Consider the following 17,518-nt stretch of genomic DNA (forward strand, 5'->3'; position numbering starts at 1 on the left):
TGGAGCTGAAGATATTAAAAAAGATGATGATGATTTAATAATTTATACTAAAAGAGAAAAATTGCAAGAAGTAAAAGAAAAAATAGAAAAAAATAATATTAAAATTGAAAGCGCGGAAATTGAATTTATTCCAAAAGAAATAAAGAAAATAACAGAACAGAAAGAAATAGAAAAATTACAAAAATTATTTGAAGCGTTAGATGAATGCGATGATGTGAATAATTTTTATACAAACGCTGATTGGGAATAATTTTTGTTGATTGGGTTAATTTCTTTTGTCATTCCAGCGAAGGCGGGAATCTCTAAATATAGAGTATTTTATATAAATAGATTCCCAATCAAGTTGAAAATGACATTATAAAGAAAAAGGACTACATGATAAAATCACATAGTCCTTAAAAGGTTTTTTCGCCCACGGGGAGAGATTTTATCTCTCAATTTTAATCTGTTTAACAGACTAAAATTCCTTTTTTAACCCGCCGTTTATTATCTGTCAGGGGAACGACGCCCCGTTTTGCTCCTCGTTTTATAACATTCTATTCTTCCTTTTTTATGGGTTTATATTTTTATTTTTTAATTTTATATTATAATATAAAAATAGATTATGTTAATAGATGCGCCAAAAAATGAAATTATTTTAGGCATTGATCCAGGATTTGCGATCGTAGGTTATGGATTGATTAAAAAAGATAAAAATAATAATATTTTTGTAATTGATTATGGGGCAATTGATACTCCCACAAAAGATATTTTTCCTGATCGGTTGAAACAAATTTATGTTGAATTAGAAAATGTTATTAAAAAATACAAGCCTGATATAGTCGCGGTGGAAAAATTATTTTTTTATAAAAATGTAAAAACAGCGATAGAAGTTGGGCAGGCAAGGGGGGTTATAATTTTAATAGCAATTCAAAATAAACTTCCTGTTTTTGAATATACGCCCTTGCAAGTCAAGCAGGCTGTTGCTTCTTATGGTAGAGCGGATAAAAAACAAGTTCAGGATATGGTAAAAATATTATTAAATTTAAAAGAAATTCCCAAACCAGACGACGCTGCTGACGCTTTAGCAGTCGCTATCTGTTGCGCAAGCAGTTTGAAAGCAGAAAGTCTGTAAAATTGGAAGTTAGAATAAATTGTAATTACCAATCGATTTGGTAATATTTAATGGCTTAAAAAAAATTTAAAATTGTTAAATATGTTAATAGACACTCACACCCATACAAATTTTAAAGATTTTAAAGATGATTATAAAAATGTTATTGGCAGATCATTAGAAAATAATACTTTGTTGATAAATATTGGATCGCAAATCAGCACATCAGAAAGAGCAATTAAAATCGCTAATGAATATAATAAAGGTGTTTACGCGACAGTTGGATTACATCCAATACATTTGCAGGATTTTTATGTTAGCGAGGGGGATATGCAGTTTAAAAGCAGAAAAGAAAATTTTAATTATGATAGTTATAAAAAATTAGCTGAAAATAAAAAAGTTGTCGCGATTGGCGAAATCGGCTTGGATTATTTTCATATAAAAGACAGGGCAGTTGATGAAATAGACGATAAGCAAGAAGAAAAAATTAAAAAACAACAAAAAGAAATTTTTATAAAACAATTTAAGTTAGCGCAAGATTTGGGTTTGCCTGTGATGATTCATTGCCGCGACGCGCATAATGATCTGATAGAAATTTTGCGAAAATTAAAAATAGATTATCCTAAGGCGAAAGGAGTTATCCATTGTTTTAATCAAGATTTGATTATTGCTAAAAAATATTTTGATTTGGATTTTTTAATTTCTTTTACAGGAATTATTACTTTTGCAAAAGGATTTGATTGGATAAAAGATATTCCAGAAGATAGATTTATGGTAGAAACGGACGCTCCATATTTAACTCCGAATCCTCATCGTGGAGAAAGAAACGAGCCAGTTTATGTAAAATATATTGCAAAGAAAATTGCTGAAATTAGAAATGCAAGTTTTGAAAAAATAGCAAAAATAACAACTAAAAACGCTAAAAATTTTTTTCAAATTTAATAATTTAAAAATGGAGCAAGAAAAAACAAAAATATATATTGTAGCAACTCCAATCGGCAATTTAGAAGATGTAACTTTTAGAGCTGTTAAAATTTTAAAACAGGTTGATTTTATTTTGTGCGAAGACACCAGAATAGCAAAACGGCTTTTAAATAATTATGAAATTAACACTCCAACTATTAGTTATCATCATCATTCTGGAAAGTCTAAAATAGATAGTATAATAAAATTAATCAATCAGAAAAGAGATTTGGCTTTAGTAACTGACGCAGGCACTCCTGGAATTTCAGATCCAGGAAATGAATTAATAGGAGAGATTTATAAAATGTCGTTAGATGTTTTAATAATTCCGATTCCTGGCTCGTCAGCAATTTTAACTTTAGCGTCTGTTGCTGGAATTAATATGCAAAAATTTATTTTTTTAGGATTTCCTCCACATAAAAAAGGCAGAGAGAAATTTTTTAAACAAGTCGCAAATAGCAAAATTCCAGTGATTTATTATGAATCCCCATATCGTGTATTAAAAAATTTAGAATTGTTGCAGAAGTTTTGTGATAAAAAAGTAATAATCGGAAGAGAGATGACGAAAATATTTGAAGAGATTGTCAGAGGCGAAATAAGCGATGTTTTAAAATATTTTAAAAATAAAAAAATAAAAGGCGAATTTACTATAATAATACACTAATTTTAACTAATATTTTATGAAGTTTTATGTCACAACTCCGATATTTTATATTAACGCAAAACCGCATATCGGCCACGCTTACACAACTATAGCGGCTGATGTTTTGGCTCGCTATCATAAAATAATTGGAGATAAGACATTTTTTTTAACTGGCGTTGACGAGCATGGCGCAAGTATTGAAAAAAAAGCTAAAAAAGCTAATCTTGATCCTAAAAAGTTTGCTGATAAAATTTCAGCTGAATTTCAATTAACATGGGATGAATTAGATATTTCAAATGATTTTTTTATTCGCACAACAGAAGCAAAACATAAAAAAACTGTTCAGAACGCTTTACAATATTTGTATGATAATGGAGATATTTATTTAGGGAAGTACGAGGGGCTTTATTGTAAAGGATGCGAGCAATACAAAAGCGAAAAAGATTTAATTGATGGAAAATGCCCTGATCATCAAAAAAATCCAGAAAAAATTAGCGAGGAGTGTTATATGTTTAAAATGTCAGCTTATCAGGATAAATTGTTAGAACTGATTAAAACTGATAAACTAAAAATTAGGCCGATTGAACGCAAGAATGAGATTTTAAATTTTTACAAAGACGGATTAAAGGATATTTCTTTTTCTCGCAAAAATGTGAAATGGGGGATTCAGCTTCCTTGGGATAAAAGCCAGACTGTTTATGTTTGGGCAGACGCTTTTTTAAATTATCTAACAGGCTTGGGATGGGATGGAAATTTAAAAAAAATTCCAGAAATGTGGCCAGCTGATATTCATTTAATGAGCAAGGATATTTTGCGTGTTCATTCAACAATTTGGTTGGCAATGCTTTTGGCCTTAGATTTGCCATTGCCAAAGCAATTATTTATTCACGGTTATTTTTTAATAGATGGGCAAAAAATGAGTAAGTCAATTGGAAATGTGATTGCGCCAAAAGATTTAGTTAAAAAATACGGGGTTGACGGAACAAGGTATTTACTTATGAGCGCTACGCCATTTGGACATGATGGAGATGTTGGCTTGAAAAAATTTGATGAAAAATATAATGCTGACTTGGCAAATGGTTTAGGAAATTTAGTGGCGCGATCAATAACGCTTGTTGAAAAAATGCAAGATGTCGGAATAAAAATGCAAAACATAAATAAAAAATTACAAATTACAAATTCCAAATCACAAATAAATCCCAAATTACAAATTTCAAATTATAAAATTGATAAATCGTGGAAAAATTACATGGATAGTTTAAAAAATTTGCAAATAGATAAAGCAATCGATACTTTTAAAAGCGAGATTAAAATTTTAGATAATTATATTACTTCTACTAAACCGTGGGAGATGATTAAAAATAAAGATGAACAAGTCAAAGTTATAATGTATTTTATTTTAGAAAAATTACGGCATATCGCGTGGATGCTTTTGCCGTTTATGCCTGATACTGCTGAAAAAATTTGGGAAAGTTTAGGATTAGATATTACAGAAGAAAAAGAAAAAAAATTTTCAAAAGCTACAAAATGGGGCGGATTAAATCCAAAAACAAAAATTAAAAAAAGTAAACCATTATTTCCAAGAATTAATTAGTTATTATATAAACAAAAATAAAAAATTTCATTGATAAAATTACGATTTTTTTATTTTGTTTAAAAAAAGAAATATGCTTAAAATCAAAAAAAGTCATTTTTTTATGACAGTAGGATTGATTTGTTCTTTTGTTTTTATGTTTAATTTTGTTTTTGCTTGCGACACTTGCGATGACAATAGCGACAGCAACGATAGTAGTGTTGTTGATTCTATTATTTTTTCAGGAGATAACGCCAATGTTAAATGGACTGTTAATGGGTATTCTAATAAGGGATTTAAAGTTGTTTGGTCAAAAAATCCAAATCCAACTTATCCAACAAGAAGCGGAGATAAATATCATTATCACTCCAGTTTGAATAAAGATTCTGACACCTTAACGGCATTTGACGGGAATGGAATTTATTACGCGCGCGTATGCGAATATTTAGGTGGTAAATGCGGAGTCTATAGTAACGAAATAGTAATTGAATTATCTGATTCATCAAATAATAATAAGGAAGAAACAACAACTAATAATCCAGTTGTATCTATTAAACTAAGAGTTGAAGGAATAAAAATAAAATGGAAAACTAATGGTTATTCCGCTAAAGGCTTTAAGATTTCTTGGTCAAAAAATCCAAATCCAACTTATCCAACAAGAAGCGGAGATAAATATCATTATTATTCAAGCCCAAGCCAGTCAAGCGACACATTAAACGCTTTTAACGGCGATGGAATTTATTATGTCAGAGTCTGTGAATATTTAGGAGGTGTTTGTCGTATTTATAGCAATGAAGTAACTATTAATTTGCAAAAAGACGAAGAAATAAAAAAAATTGAAAATAATAGTAAATTATTAGCTGAAAATAAATTAGATGATATTTTAGCTGAATTAAAAGAATTAAGAAATTTAGTAAGAGAACAGCAAGATCAAATTAAATATTTGCGCTCTTTAGTTGACGATATGAATCAAATCACAAGTGGTATGCGGTCAGCAATTAATAACTTTATTTCTTACGGAGTTGACGAAAATACTAAATGGCTGGGCGCTGGAGAAAGAGCAGCGGTAATTTATTCTTATAAAAGTGCTTTTGGAAGATTGCCTTCCACAGAAGAAGATTTAACAGATACAATAAAGATTGCTAATGGACGATGGCCAAGCGCTGTTAGCGAGGAAGCATTAGAACGCGCTAAAGAAAAATTTAAAGTTATTTATTTACGCGAAGCAGATACTAATAATTTTAAAGATGACGCGGCAGTTACAATTATGGCTTATGGATTAAGACAAAGATCGGAAAATAGAAATTTGAATTCAGAAAGAAATGGTTTGAAAATTTTCCAATCAATTTTTGGGCACTTGCCGGAAACAACAGAAGATTGGAATGCTCTTCAATCAATTACTTATTCAGGATCAACAAGATAAAATATAAAATAAATTTATGATAATTTTTGATGTTATATTATTAATAATTTTAACTGTTTTTGTTGTCTGGGGATTATTTGCCGGATTTATTGAAGCGCTTGGGTCTTTAGTTGGAATTGTTTTAGGCATAATAGTTGCTGGAAAGTATTATATTGTTTTTTTTGGATGGTTTGATTGTTTTTTGCCTTTAGGAGACAGAACATTAAAAGTAATTGCTTTTTTAATAATTTTTATTTTAACAGCCAAGTTAGTCGGATTGTTGTTTTTCATAATAGACAAAATTTTTAAGTTGATTTCTATTATTCCTTTTTTAAAAACAATCAATCGTTTGTTAGGCGCGATTTTAGGATTAGCTGAGGGAGTTTTTATTGCGGGAGGATGTGTTTATATAATTAGCAAATATCCTATAAATTTATGGTTTGAAAATTCTTTACTGAATTCAAAATTATCTCCAATATTGTTAAAATTTTTTCATCCGCTTGTCGCGCTTTTGCCTAAAATTTTACAGGAGATAAAAAGTTTGATATAATAATTTTAACCACTCATTTAATAATTAGGAAAATATGAAATGGCATATAATATCTAAATTTGGTTTAATAGGCGCGGTTATATATATAATAATATGCGCTGGTTTTTTTATTTTCGCAACTAAATTTTGCGCTATTTTATATGATGGCTGGGGCGGCTTGGCATGTGCGTATTCAATACTTATTCCAGCAATGCCATGGATTTTATGGTGGGACAAATTATTATACTCATTTTTAATTAATTTAGTTATTTTTTATATCATTGGAACAAGCATTGAAAGGTTAATCATAAAAAAAAGAAAATCAGATTTTCAAAAACCTACTTTTTAAATTTAACCATATTTATTTTAGAAGGTTGACAAGGATATTAATAATCATTTAAAAATTAAAATATTAAAAATTATTTTTTATGCTTAGAATTAACAAAGATATTTGCATTGGATGCGGGACTTGCGAGAGCCTTTGTCCCGAAGTTTTTGAAATGAACGACGCTGACAAAGCAAAAGTAAAACCAAAAGCGCCAAATGGAATAAGCTGTATTCAAGAAGCAATTGATTCTTGTCCAGTGCAGGCAATTAGTAAATAATTTTGAATTACAAAATTATCAAAATGTCATTTCGACTGAGTCGAAGGCAAATGGAGGGTTTGTCGTTGCCTGTCCCGCAGAATTGCGGGGAGCGTAGCCGAATGGGAATCTTTTAATCTAAAGATTCTTTCCCGCCGTATGGCGGGATTTCACTCGCTCAGAATGACATTAATATTATATTTAGGATTAAAAAATAATATGTTTAAAGCTAAATATGACATTATAACAATTGGCGGGGTAACCAGAGATTTTTTTGTTTTAACTGAAAAAGGCGTAATATTGAGCAAAAAAAATATAGTTGCGAAAAAATTTTTGTCTTTTGAATTAGGATCTAAAATTTACGCGCAAAGTTTACGATCAAGCTTAGGTGGGGGTGCCTGTAATACAGCTGTTGGATTTTCAAAATTAGGGCTGAAAACTTCAATTAAAATTTGCGTTAATGAAAAAGAAGAAGGCGACTGGATTAAACAAAAATTAAAAGAGAAAAAAGTAGATATCAGCCAAGTTGTTAATACTAACAAAGAAGCTTCAGGATTTTCTTTCATAATTATTGATAGCGGAATTAAAAGCAAGGAGCATATTATTTTTTCTTGCAGAGGCGCTAACAAATATCTTAAAATAAATCCAAAAGAAAAATTTAACACAAAATGGTTTTACCTTTCCTCTTTTTCCGGCGATAATTGGCAATCACAATTAAAAAATATTAATCAAATAATAAAAAATCAAAATATAAAATTAGCTTTTAATCCAGGTCGCAGGCAAATAAACGAAGGAATTTCAAAATTAAAATTTATTTTAAAAAATACGCAAGTTTTGATATTGAATAGAGAAGAAGCAATAGAATTAATTTTGTTAAAACATTATTATAGCCAAGCTCCACATATTAAATTATTGTTAAAAGAGCTATATGTTTATTCTCCAAACTTAATTATTATTACAGACGGAACTAACGGCGTTTACGCTTATGACGGAAAAAAATTTTATAAGCAAAAAAGTTTAAAAGTAAAAGTAATAGACACAACTGGAGCTGGCGACGCGTTTTCTTCGGGATTTATTTTTGGTTTTATCAAATATAAAGGAGATATTAAAAAAGCGTTAAAGCTGGGCGTAAAAAATGGAGCAAGTGTTGTTAAAAAAATAGGCGCGCAAGAAGAGCTGTTGGATATTTTTTAATTTTTAATTTACCAGCTGGTAAATTAAAAATTAAAAATTTTATACCTTATAGTCTTGACAAAAAGCAATATTTTTTTTATTCTTAATATTATTATCGCGGGGTAGAGCAGTGGCAGCTCGTTGGGCCCATAACCCAAAGGTCGCAGGTTCGAATCCTGCCCCCGCAACATGAAGTTTTATTTGTATATTTTACAAAGCAAAAAAATAAAAAAAACAAGTAATGAATAAGGAGGCAAAAAAGGGTGAAGAAAATAGAGGAAAGAATAGGTAAAAAAGTTTTTTGTTGTAAAGATAAAAAAAGAAGGAATGGGACTATAGTTTCGGATTCAGACCCTGAAAAATTGATTGTCTATTTTGACAATCACATCATAAAAAATTGCGCAGGTTGCAGGTTTTTGGCAAAATGAGATATTATAAATTAGTGTGAAACAGGCGTTTGAAAAAACGCCTTTTATTTTTAAAACATTAAAAAGAATACTATTGACTATTTTAAAAAATAATATAAACTATTATAAGTTAGCGTTTTAAGAAAGGGTCGGTACCAAAGCGGTCAAATGGGGCTGACTGTAAATCAGCTGGCTTTGCCTTCGGGGGTTCGAATCCCTCCCGGCCCACAAATCAAAAATTAAATTAATCTATCATGCCCTTAAAAATTAATTTCCTCTGTTTTTAAAACGGACAAAAGGGCAGAAGTTCTGTATTTTAATTAATTAAGTGATTAAAATATAGGAATAAAAGGAAAAATTTATGTCTAAAAAAATAGAACTTTCAGAGATGCTGAAAGCAGGATTGCATTTTGGCCATAGTGTTTCAAAATGGCATCCTAAAATGGAGCCTTACATTTTTACTTCGCGTAACGGAATTCATATTATTAATTTGGAAAAAACAGCTAAAAAGCTTGAAAAAAGTTTAAGTTTTTTAAAGGATTTGTCATCTAATGGCGGTGTAACGCTTTTTTTAGGAAGCAAACCGCAGATTAGAGATATTGTTAAAAAAAGCGCTATAGACGCTGGAGCGTCTTATGTTGTTGATAGATGGTTAGGTGGAACTATTACTAATTTTTCTGTTATTTTTAAAAGCATTAAAAGATATATTCTTTTAAAACAGCAGAAAGAAAAAGGAGAGTGGATAAAATATAAAAAGAAAGAGCAGTTAAGTTTAGGAAAAGAACTTGAAAAATTAGAAAAAAAATTTGGGGGGATAGAAGCACTAAAAAAAATTCCTGATGTTATTTTTGTGGCAGACGCTAAAAATGAAAAAACAGCAATAGCTGAAGCAAAAATAAAAAAAGTTCCTATTGTCGCATTGTGCGATACTAATGTTAATCCAGAAGAAATTGATTATGTAATTCCTGGAAACGACGATTCAATAAAAGGAGTCCAAATGATTTTGGATTTTGTCGCATCAGCGATAAAAGAGGGTAAAGAAATTTTTGATAAAAAGCCGGGTATGATTGAGGAAAAATAATTTGATCAAAAAGATTTATATACAAAAAAAACATATTTGAAATATGTTTTTTTTGTGGTCAATCACTATTTATTAGAATACTTATTACTTTTTCCTTTTTTCTTTTTGTAATTTCTTTTTAATTTAGGCAATTTAACGCCTGTTGTTTCTTTGATTTTCTTTTTTCTGGGCATAGGTTTTGTTATTTTTATTATTTTATGCGGGGACGAAGGGACTCGAACCCTCGGCCTTCTGCGTGACAGGCAGACGCTCTAACCGACTGAGCTACGCCCCCGTGTTAGCTTATAGATTTTAGCTTTACTAGCTTTTAGGAATTTTATTTATATTCTATAAGCTATAAGCTAATGAAGCTAATATTAGGTGGACGATGTAGGATTCGAACCTACGACCCCTTCGGTGTAAACGAAGTGCTCTAACCAACTGAGCTAATCGTCCAAAATTAATTATAAAATATTAAACAATAAGATTTATTATATCAAACCGCAATATTACTGGATATTATAAACCAGCTACCTGTCCCGTCGAATGGCGGGAAGCTAATCGTCCTGATCTGTTATTCTATTTTATCTTTCCAATAAAATTGTTTTTTGGTTTTGATGTACCAATCGCTGATATTTGAAAATCTGTCTGAAGGAATAATAACATTAGATATTTTTACGCCTTTTATATTATTGTCAATCATATAAGAATAAATTGGCTGATAAAGAAATATTGCTGGCGTTTCATCATTAAGAATTTTTTGAAATTCATTATATTTTTCTTTTCTTATTTTGACATCATTTGTCGCAAGGGCTTCTTCTAAAAGTTTATCAACTTTTTTATTGCTGAAGCTTGATAGATTCAGCCCGCCTTTTTTATTTTGCGATGAGTGCCAAAATTGGTAGGGATCAGGATCAAACCCAGTCATTTCTCCATAAAGCAGAATTTCATAATTTTTTTCCTCTATTCTATTTTTTATTTCTGGATTTTCTAATAATTCTATTTCTGTTTTAACACCGATATTTTCCCAATATTTTTTTATTATTTCTGTTATTTCAATGTTTCGTTTAGAATTAGCGGAAACTATAATAACTGTTAGTTCTTTGTCTTCTTTTTCTCCGTCAATAGTTATTTCTTTATGATAAAATTTATCATCTTCATTTTTTATAAATTTTAAACTTTCAATCAATTTTTTACTTTCTTCTGGATTAAAAATATGTTTTTGATTTTCTTTATCAATCCATTTTGTTTTTAATATAGGACCATCAACAATATTTGCTTTATTTTTCAGCAAATCATCAATTATTTTTTCCTGATTAACCGCTAAAGACAATGCTTTTCTGATTTCTTTATTTTTTAAAAGGTCATTTTTATTTTGATTTAAAAATAAAGCCGTGTATTGCTGTATTGGAAAAGAAAAATTATTAAGATGTTCTTTATTTTTTAATTCTTCCTCCATTTCTGTCGGTATAAAGCTTAATCCTTGGACGCTTCTTGTTTTTAACGCTTCTACGGCTTCAATATATGATGAGAAAAAAACAAGAGACAAATTTTTAATAAGTGGTTTTTTTGAATAATATTTATCATTTATTGTAAGTAAATATGATTTTATATTTCCTTCTTCGTCTTTTATAAAAGAGTCTGCTTTATACGGTCCAGATCCAATCGGTTTTAAATTATATTTAGCCAAATTAATATTTGTTAAACTAACTTCTTCCCAAATATGTTTTGGCAAAATGCCAAAAGTCAAAACAGAAATAAACGGAGCATATGGTTCTTCAAGAATAAATTTTAATGTTCTATCATTGATTTTTTCAGTTTTTACCCCCTTAAAGCTAATGCCAAGAAGGCTTTTAACTTTTTGATACTTAGACAGTTCTACGGTAAAAATCACATCGTCAGCCGTGAGCGGTTCATTGTCTTGCCAGAGCAGATTTTCACGCAGATAAAAAATGTATGTTTTTTGGTCTTCGCTTATTTCATATTTTTCACAAAGATCAGGTTTTAACTTTTGGGTTTCTCCGTCATATTTTAACAATCCCGAAAATATCAATTTTACTAAATCAGCGTCCGTGTTGTTTGCTTGGCAAAACAGAGGATTTATGTATTGAGGACTGCCGACTATGGCTTCCGTATATGTTCCAGCGACAGTTGGTATCACTTGAATATGATTTAAATAAAAATTTATAGACAATAAAATCGCGCAAATACAAATAACAACGCTCAAAGATTTGATAATTATTCTTTCTTTGTTTGATAAAAAATGAGGCAATTTTCGCAACTGTTTTAATGTTGGAAAATGTGATTTCGACAGATTTAAAACCAATTTTTTATCTAAAGAATCTTGCAATATATTATCTGAGCGTTTTGTAAATATTTTTCCAATAATCTTATCAATTATATTGTTTATTTTATTTTTTGTAGATATGATGAACAGTTTTATTTTATCCACGAATTTGGTGTTAATGATATAGAATTATATTAAATAACTAAGGCAATAACGCCTGTCCCTAAAAATATGACAACCAAAATAATTGTGCTTTTGAATAAAAATTTTTCAGCTCCTCTTTTCGCGCTGTATATATCATTTGATCCTCCAAATATCCCTGATAATCCTGAACCTCTTTGTTGCATTAAAATAAAAATAATTAACAGCAAGGCGCTTACTAATTGTAAAACAATTAAAAAATTTTCCATAATTTTAAATTAATTTTAATAATTGACTTGTAACAAAATTAATTATGATATAAGTCTATTATAAAATTAACAAGAAATTTATATTTAGTCAATAGAAAAAACAAAAATTCATATTTTAAATTTCACAAACGCGAAAAAATGTGTTAATTTGTATATGAGTTACATTATTATCTATATAGTAGCAAAATTAAAAAAATAAAATATAATTTGTAAAATTTTGAGTTTTAAGTTTTGAATTTTAAAAAATATATGTTGAGCAAAAATAAAAAAATATGGCTTATTGCCGTTGATATGGGGTATGGGCATCAACGCGCGGCTTATCCTTTAGAAAAATTAGCTTATAGTGGAGATATTATTAATGTTAATAGTTATAAAGGCATACCAAAAAAAGATTTGAAAAGCTGGCGCCAGAGCAAAAAATTTTATAATTTTATTTCGCGCTTTAAGAATTTTCCTTTGATTGGAAAGCGCGTTTTTAATATTTTTGACAGGTTCCAGTCAATTTCTCATTTTTATCCAAAAAGAGATTTGTCTAAACCTAATCTTCAGCTTTTGAGTACTATTTCTTTAATCAAAAAGGGCTGGGGAAAACATTTTGTTGAAAAATTAAAAAAGAAAAATATTCCTTTGGTTACTTCTTTTTTTGTGCCAGCTTATATGGCGGAGATTCATAATTTTAGCAATGATATTTATATATTGGTTTGCGACACTGATATTAGCAGAGCATGGGCGCCTTATAAGCCGAACATCAGCAAAATTAAATATTTGGCGCCAAACCATCGTGTTATTGAACGCCTTAAGCTTTATGGCGTTCCTGCAAACAGAATTTTTTTAAGCGGTTTTCCTTTGCCTTTGGAAAATTTGGGAAATAAAAATTTGGATATTTTGAAACGCGATCTTGGAAGCCGTTTGGTTAATTTAGATCCGAAGCATAAGCGTATTGACAAATACAAAGGAAGTATTATAAAGGAGTTGGGAAAGAAAAATTTTTTTTATCATAAAAAAAGAATATTGTCATTGACTTTTGCTGTTGGAGGAGCTGGAGCGCAAAGAGATTTAGGGATTGTTATCGTAAAAAGCTTAGCAGACAAAATTAAAAACAGAAAAATTCAAGTAAATTTAATAGCTGGGATTCATAACCATGTAAATCAGTTTTTTAAAGAAAATATTCAAAAGTTAGGGCTGAGAGCTGAACTAGGCAAGGGCATAAAAATAATTTTTGCTTCTGATAAAAATAAATATTTTAAAAAATTTAATCAAGTTTTAAGGAAAACAGACATTCTTTGGACAAAGCCGAGCGAGCTTAGTTTTTATGTTGCTTTGGGAATTCCGATTATTATGTCAAGTCCGATCGGTTCTCAAGAAAAGTTTAATAAAAAATGGCTGATGGCGATCGGAGCCGGGATTCAACAGCAAAATCCAAAACATACTAATGAATGGCTATTTGATTGGCTTGAAGGCGGGATTTTTGTTGAAGCCGCTATTAACGGATATTTTAAAGCTGAAAAATTTGGTTTGTTTAACATAGAAAAAATAGTGTTTGGCAATCCAGAAAAAATTAGCAAAAAGAGCGAAAAATATCCGCAATATTAAAATCAATTTTCAATTTTTTATTTTTTTAAATTTATTAAAGCTGTTGCCAGATTGATTATCAATTACAAATAAAATATATGTCTTCTACCACTGAAGAAATAAAATCAAGATTGGATATAGTGGAGGTTGTTGCTGAATATGTTAAATTAACTCAAGCTGGAAGTAATTGGAAAGGCTTATGCCCTTTCCATAATGAAAAAACACCGTCGTTTTTAGTAAGCCAAGAAAGACAATATTGGCATTGTTTTGGTTGCGGAGAAGGTGGAGATATTTTTACTTTTATAATGAAAATTGAAGGGTTGGAATTTTATGAATCTTTAAAATTATTGGCGAAAAAAGCAGGGATTGAAATAAAGCAACAAAATATACAAACAATTAATTTAAAAAATAAACTTTTAGATATAAATGAATTATCTAAAAAATTTTTTCATTATATTTTACAAAATTCGCATTCGGCTGAAAACGCAAGAAAATATTTAGAGAAAAGAGGAATTAAAAAAGAAACAATTGAAAAATTTGAATTAGGATGCGCTCCTAATTTTTGGGATAAGTCATTAAATTTTTTAAAATCAAAAGGATATAAAATAGAAGATATTTTTTTGGCTGGAATTGTTGTTAAAAAAGATAATAGATATTACGATCGTTTTCGCGATCGTTTAATTTTTCCAATAAATAATTTGCACGGACAAACAGTTGGATTTAGCGCAAGAGCTTTAAATAAAGAAGACAACGCAAAATATATTAACAGTCCGCAAACAGAAATTTATAATAAAAGCGAAATTTTATACGGATTAGACAAAGCTAAAAATAGCGCGCGCAAAAAAAACGAAATTATTTTAGTTGAAGGACAAATGGATATGGTTTCATCTCATCAGGCGGGGGTTGACAATGTTGTGGCAACTTCTGGAACTGCTTTGACTAAACAGCAAATTAAAATTTTAAAAAGATATTCTGATAATTTGTTATTAGTTTTTGATGAAGATCAAGCGGGATATAATGCTTTTAGAAAAGGTAGTCAAATAGCTGTTTTTTCCGAAGCTTTTAAAACAGGAGCAAATTTAAAAGCAATTTATTTGCCTGACGGACAAGATCCCGATGATTGTATTAGAAAAAATCCAAAAGAATGGAAAGACGCGATTAAAAAAGCAATGCCATATTTAGAAAAATATATTAAGCAAGCATTAGATAAATTTGATATGGATAGTGTTGAAGGCAAAAAATCAATTTTGAATTTTATGAAAATTCTTGCTATCGTTCCCAGCAAAATAGAGCAAGATTATTATATAAAAAAATTGTCGCAAATTTTAGGTATTGACGAAGAATGTTTAAGAGAAGATTTAGAAAATATTAAAGAAAAACGCGCAAACACTGTTGTAAAAAATGAGCAAGTTGTTGCCGTTAAAAAGGATGGAAGTCTAAAATTAGCGGAACAGATTATTGCTTTATTGTTAAAATACCCTGATAGCGCGAGTTGTTTTAAAAGCAATTTAGACAAAGAAATTTTTATTAGTTCAGATTTAATTAAGATTTACGAAAAATTTTTTGATTTTTACAAAAACAAAAAAATAATGGGAAACTCAGAAGATTTTATTGATAGCTTTAAAGAAAGCAATGAGCAGTTATTCTATTTTTGCGAAGAATTTTTGTTGTTAGCTGAAAAGGATTTTTCAGATTTTGACAAAAAAGAAGCAAAAGAATATATAGTTGAACATTTAAAAAAATTGCAAAAATTTTATATTATAAAACAAAAGAAAATTTTAGAAAACAAAATAAGAAAAGCAGAAGAGCAGGACAGCGAGATCGTTGACGAATTATTGCAGGAAGCTTTTTTATTAGATAAAAAATTATTGGAGTTAGAATAATCAAAATATGATTAAAATATACAAAAATTCAATTCAGCAGAAAAAGCTGAGGCAGATAAAAAATTATGAAGTTCATAGCTGGATTTCTGTTGTCAGTCCGATAGAAAATGAAGCCAATGATATTGGCAGGCGTTTTAATATTTTCAAAGAAACAATGCAGGATTGCTTGGACGGCAATGAACTTCCAAGAATTAAAATTGAAAATAAAAACCTAATTGTTATTTTAAGAGTGACAGTAAAAAAAGATAATATTTATTCAACTTCTCCTTTAACAATTATTTTAAATGATAAAAATATTACGACCATAGCTTTGGAAGAAACAGATATAATTAATGATTTAAAAAGACAAAAGATAGAAGTCTACACAACCCAGCGTTCAAATTTTTTAATAAATATTTGCTTGTCAATAATCAATTATTATCAAAAAAATATAAATTCGATAACAAAAGATGTGCAAGCAAAAAAGAAAAATATACAAAAAATTAGTAAAAAGGATGTTTTTCATCTAATAGAAATAGAGGAAATTTTGAATAATTTTATTTCTTCATTAGTTCCGAATATAAATGTTATTAAAAGAATTTTAAGCCATAATTATATTGACTTATATCAAAAAGACAAAAATTTAATTAGCGATTTGCTGGTTGACGGAGAGCAGGTTTTGGATCTGTGCAAAACAAATCTGAGAACCATAAATAATATTAGGGAAGGTTATTCAACTGTTTTGTCTATGCGATTAAACCAAATTATCCAGATTTTGACATATTTGACTGTTTTTTTAACAATTCCAATGATTATTGCCAGCGCTTACGGAATGAATATTAGGCTTCCGTTTTCAGGTAGCGAAAATATTTTTTGGATTTTACTGCTTGTAAATTTTTTGATTATGGGAATTGTTTTAGTTGGTTTTATTATATTCAAAAAAAGGCTGTGATTGATTTTTTGTCGTTGCGAGGAATAGAGTTTAAGCAAAGCTAAAATGAAATGACGAAGAAATTTTATGATTCATTTTGTTAATTAAATTAAAATAATAAGTTTAAATAATATGGTATATCTGGCTTCGCCATAAATAATTAATAATATGCAAAACAAAATATAGGAAATGCAGGAGAATATTATATTGCCTCAAGATTATGAGCAGAAGATTTTGTAGTGACTATAACTTTGGGCAGAGCGGAAAAATATGATATTATAACTATCAACACAAGCGGTAAAACATTAAAAATTTCTGTTAAAACTAGAATACTTGATAATATAAAAAGATTTCCTCTTTCTAAAAAAGACGAAATCGGAGGAGCTAAAAATTTTTACTACATATTTATAAAATTAAATGAATTCAAAACGGAGCCAGATTTTTGGATAGTTCCAAGTATAAGAGTAAACGAAATTATTAAAATTTCACATAGTAAATGGATTAAAGGTGTTCCTAAAAGGGGAAAGACACGAACAGATTGTGGCATTAGAAATTTTTGGTTAGAGATTAATTCAATAAGCAAGGGTTTATTTCCTAATAATTGGGAAACAGAATTGAAGAAATATTATAAAAATATTCATCAACTAAGAAAGATTTAGATTATTTATGCCAAAAAAAATTATTACAACTAAAATCGCTATATTTAAAGGTAAGAAAATAAGAAAGACTATTTATAATAATGAATGGTGGTTTGTTATTGTTGATGTCATTGAAGCATTAACGGATTCAACTAACCCTAAGCAGTATTTAAAAAATATGTTGAATCGAGATGAAGAATTGGCTGGAGGGTGGGTTCAAATTGAACACCCCCTTTTAATTGATACAAGAGGCGGAAAACAAATGATGAAATGCGCCAATACAGAAGGAATTTTTCGAATTATTCAATCAATCCCATCACCCAAAGCCGAACCATTTAAGCGTTGGTTGGCAAAAGAAAGAGACTTGGTCGTTCCATTGTTTTAAAAAATA

General features: G+C 29.2%; 18 protein-coding genes and 4 tRNA genes. 18 read left to right on the forward strand and 4 right to left on the reverse strand.

Features of this window, described 5'->3' with window-relative positions; genetic code table 11:
* The 13 genes from U9O55_04045 to rpsB form a co-directional block, all read left to right on the forward strand.
* Positions 1 to 250 (forward strand): YebC/PmpR family DNA-binding transcriptional regulator (locus U9O55_04045; protein MEA2088981.1); only part of this gene is annotated, 250 nt, incomplete at its 5' end.
* A 354-nt stretch (positions 251 to 604) separates the two neighbouring features.
* Positions 605 to 1,114, forward strand: coding sequence for a crossover junction endodeoxyribonuclease RuvC (gene ruvC / locus U9O55_04050; GenBank protein MEA2088982.1), 510 nt, complete (start codon positions 605 to 607; stop codon positions 1,112 to 1,114).
* Between the two features lie 81 nt (positions 1,115 to 1,195).
* On the forward strand, positions 1,196 to 2,035 hold the full coding sequence (locus U9O55_04055) for a TatD family hydrolase (protein MEA2088983.1): 840 nt from the start codon (positions 1,196 to 1,198) through the stop codon (positions 2,033 to 2,035).
* 10 nt (positions 2,036 to 2,045) lie between these two features.
* Complete coding sequence (gene rsmI / locus U9O55_04060) at positions 2,046 to 2,720, forward strand: 16S rRNA (cytidine(1402)-2'-O)-methyltransferase (protein ID MEA2088984.1); 675 nt, start codon at positions 2,046 to 2,048, stop codon at positions 2,718 to 2,720.
* A 16-nt stretch (positions 2,721 to 2,736) separates the two neighbouring features.
* Entirely contained in the window at positions 2,737 to 4,293 is a 1,557-nt protein-coding gene (gene metG / locus U9O55_04065) for a methionine--tRNA ligase (protein ID MEA2088985.1), read from the forward strand.
* A 73-nt stretch (positions 4,294 to 4,366) separates the two neighbouring features.
* Complete coding sequence (locus U9O55_04070; GenBank protein ID MEA2088986.1) at positions 4,367 to 5,695, forward strand: hypothetical protein; 1,329 nt, start codon at positions 4,367 to 4,369, stop codon at positions 5,693 to 5,695.
* A gap of 16 nt (positions 5,696 to 5,711) precedes the next feature.
* A complete protein-coding gene (locus tag U9O55_04075) occupies positions 5,712 to 6,224 on the forward strand; it encodes a CvpA family protein (GenBank protein ID MEA2088987.1) in 513 nt (170 codons plus the stop codon).
* Between the two features lie 34 nt (positions 6,225 to 6,258).
* Entirely contained in the window at positions 6,259 to 6,552 is a 294-nt protein-coding gene (locus U9O55_04080) for a hypothetical protein (GenBank protein ID MEA2088988.1), read from the forward strand.
* Between the two features lie 79 nt (positions 6,553 to 6,631).
* On the forward strand, positions 6,632 to 6,808 hold the full coding sequence (locus U9O55_04085; GenBank protein ID MEA2088989.1) for a ferredoxin: 177 nt from the start codon (positions 6,632 to 6,634) through the stop codon (positions 6,806 to 6,808).
* A 198-nt stretch (positions 6,809 to 7,006) separates the two neighbouring features.
* Positions 7,007 to 7,981: a carbohydrate kinase family protein gene (locus U9O55_04090; protein MEA2088990.1), complete on the forward strand. Its 975-nt coding sequence runs from the start codon at positions 7,007 to 7,009 to the stop codon at positions 7,979 to 7,981.
* A gap of 95 nt (positions 7,982 to 8,076) precedes the next feature.
* Positions 8,077 to 8,148 (forward strand) — tRNA-Met (locus U9O55_04095).
* Between the two features lie 365 nt (positions 8,149 to 8,513).
* Positions 8,514 to 8,595: transfer RNA gene (locus U9O55_04100), tRNA-Tyr, on the forward strand.
* 133 nt (positions 8,596 to 8,728) lie between these two features.
* Complete coding sequence (gene rpsB, locus U9O55_04105; GenBank protein ID MEA2088991.1) at positions 8,729 to 9,448, forward strand: 30S ribosomal protein S2; 720 nt, start codon at positions 8,729 to 8,731, stop codon at positions 9,446 to 9,448.
* 200 nt (positions 9,449 to 9,648) lie between these two features.
* Here the strand turns inward: rpsB and U9O55_04110 are convergent.
* From U9O55_04110 to secG, 4 genes are all read right to left on the reverse strand, one after another.
* A tRNA-Asp gene (locus U9O55_04110) sits at positions 9,649 to 9,722 on the reverse strand.
* An 87-nt stretch (positions 9,723 to 9,809) separates the two neighbouring features.
* A tRNA-Val gene (locus U9O55_04115) sits at positions 9,810 to 9,883 on the reverse strand.
* Between the two features lie 118 nt (positions 9,884 to 10,001).
* The gene (locus U9O55_04120; GenBank protein MEA2088992.1) at positions 10,002 to 11,879 is read right to left on the reverse strand and encodes an ABC transporter substrate-binding protein; all 1,878 of its coding nucleotides are present in this window, start codon (positions 11,877 to 11,879) and stop codon (positions 10,002 to 10,004) included.
* A gap of 29 nt (positions 11,880 to 11,908) precedes the next feature.
* Complete coding sequence (secG, locus tag U9O55_04125; GenBank protein ID MEA2088993.1) at positions 11,909 to 12,124, reverse strand: preprotein translocase subunit SecG; 216 nt, start codon at positions 12,122 to 12,124, stop codon at positions 11,909 to 11,911.
* 249 nt (positions 12,125 to 12,373) lie between these two features.
* Here secG and U9O55_04130 point away from each other — a divergent pair, with 249 nt between their 5' ends.
* The 5 genes from U9O55_04130 to U9O55_04150 all read left to right on the forward strand — a co-directional run bounded on the left by U9O55_04130 (position 12,374) and on the right by U9O55_04150 (position 17,512).
* Positions 12,374 to 13,717, forward strand: a complete 1,344-nt coding sequence (locus tag U9O55_04130; protein ID MEA2088994.1) for a hypothetical protein — start codon at positions 12,374 to 12,376, stop codon at positions 13,715 to 13,717.
* 77 nt (positions 13,718 to 13,794) lie between these two features.
* Complete coding sequence (gene dnaG, locus U9O55_04135; GenBank protein MEA2088995.1) at positions 13,795 to 15,579, forward strand: DNA primase; 1,785 nt, start codon at positions 13,795 to 13,797, stop codon at positions 15,577 to 15,579.
* Positions 15,580 to 15,586: 7 nt separating this feature from the next.
* Complete coding sequence (locus U9O55_04140; protein ID MEA2088996.1) at positions 15,587 to 16,510, forward strand: magnesium transporter CorA family protein; 924 nt, start codon at positions 15,587 to 15,589, stop codon at positions 16,508 to 16,510.
* Between the two features lie 218 nt (positions 16,511 to 16,728).
* Positions 16,729 to 17,148 (forward strand): hypothetical protein, encoded by a 420-nt coding sequence (locus tag U9O55_04145; GenBank protein ID MEA2088997.1) that lies wholly within the window; start codon positions 16,729 to 16,731, stop codon positions 17,146 to 17,148.
* A gap of 7 nt (positions 17,149 to 17,155) precedes the next feature.
* A complete protein-coding gene (locus tag U9O55_04150; GenBank protein ID MEA2088998.1) occupies positions 17,156 to 17,512 on the forward strand; it encodes a Bro-N domain-containing protein in 357 nt (118 codons plus the stop codon).
* Positions 17,513 to 17,518: the final 6 nt, after the last annotated feature.

Source organism: Patescibacteria group bacterium, assembly GCA_034660655.1.
GTDB lineage: Bacteria > Patescibacteriota > Patescibacteriia > JAACEG01 > JAACEG01 > JAACEG01.

Excerpts from the sequence above, each read along its gene's own strand:
- ruvC (MEA2088982.1), top strand. The coding sequence starts at position 605 with ATGTTAATAGATGCGCCAAAAAATGAAATTATTTTAGGCATTGATCCA.
- U9O55_04055 (MEA2088983.1), top strand. The coding sequence starts at position 1,196 with ATGTTAATAGACACTCACACCCATACAAATTTTAAAGATTTTAAAGAT.
- rsmI (MEA2088984.1), top strand. The coding sequence starts at position 2,046 with ATGGAGCAAGAAAAAACAAAAATATATATTGTAGCAACTCCAATCGGC.
- metG (MEA2088985.1), top strand. The coding sequence starts at position 2,737 with ATGAAGTTTTATGTCACAACTCCGATATTTTATATTAACGCAAAACCG.
- U9O55_04070 (MEA2088986.1), top strand. The coding sequence starts at position 4,367 with ATGCTTAAAATCAAAAAAAGTCATTTTTTTATGACAGTAGGATTGATT.
- U9O55_04075 (MEA2088987.1), top strand. The coding sequence starts at position 5,712 with ATGATAATTTTTGATGTTATATTATTAATAATTTTAACTGTTTTTGTT.
- U9O55_04080 (MEA2088988.1), top strand. The coding sequence starts at position 6,259 with ATGAAATGGCATATAATATCTAAATTTGGTTTAATAGGCGCGGTTATA.
- U9O55_04085 (MEA2088989.1), top strand. The coding sequence starts at position 6,632 with ATGCTTAGAATTAACAAAGATATTTGCATTGGATGCGGGACTTGCGAG.
- U9O55_04090 (MEA2088990.1), top strand. The coding sequence starts at position 7,007 with ATGTTTAAAGCTAAATATGACATTATAACAATTGGCGGGGTAACCAGA.
- rpsB (MEA2088991.1), top strand. The coding sequence starts at position 8,729 with ATGTCTAAAAAAATAGAACTTTCAGAGATGCTGAAAGCAGGATTGCAT.
- secG (MEA2088993.1), bottom strand. The coding sequence starts at position 12,124 with ATGGAAAATTTTTTAATTGTTTTACAATTAGTAAGCGCCTTGCTGTTA.
- U9O55_04130 (MEA2088994.1), top strand. The coding sequence starts at position 12,374 with ATGTTGAGCAAAAATAAAAAAATATGGCTTATTGCCGTTGATATGGGG.
- dnaG (MEA2088995.1), top strand. The coding sequence starts at position 13,795 with ATGTCTTCTACCACTGAAGAAATAAAATCAAGATTGGATATAGTGGAG.
- U9O55_04140 (MEA2088996.1), top strand. The coding sequence starts at position 15,587 with ATGATTAAAATATACAAAAATTCAATTCAGCAGAAAAAGCTGAGGCAG.
- U9O55_04150 (MEA2088998.1), top strand. The coding sequence starts at position 17,156 with ATGCCAAAAAAAATTATTACAACTAAAATCGCTATATTTAAAGGTAAG.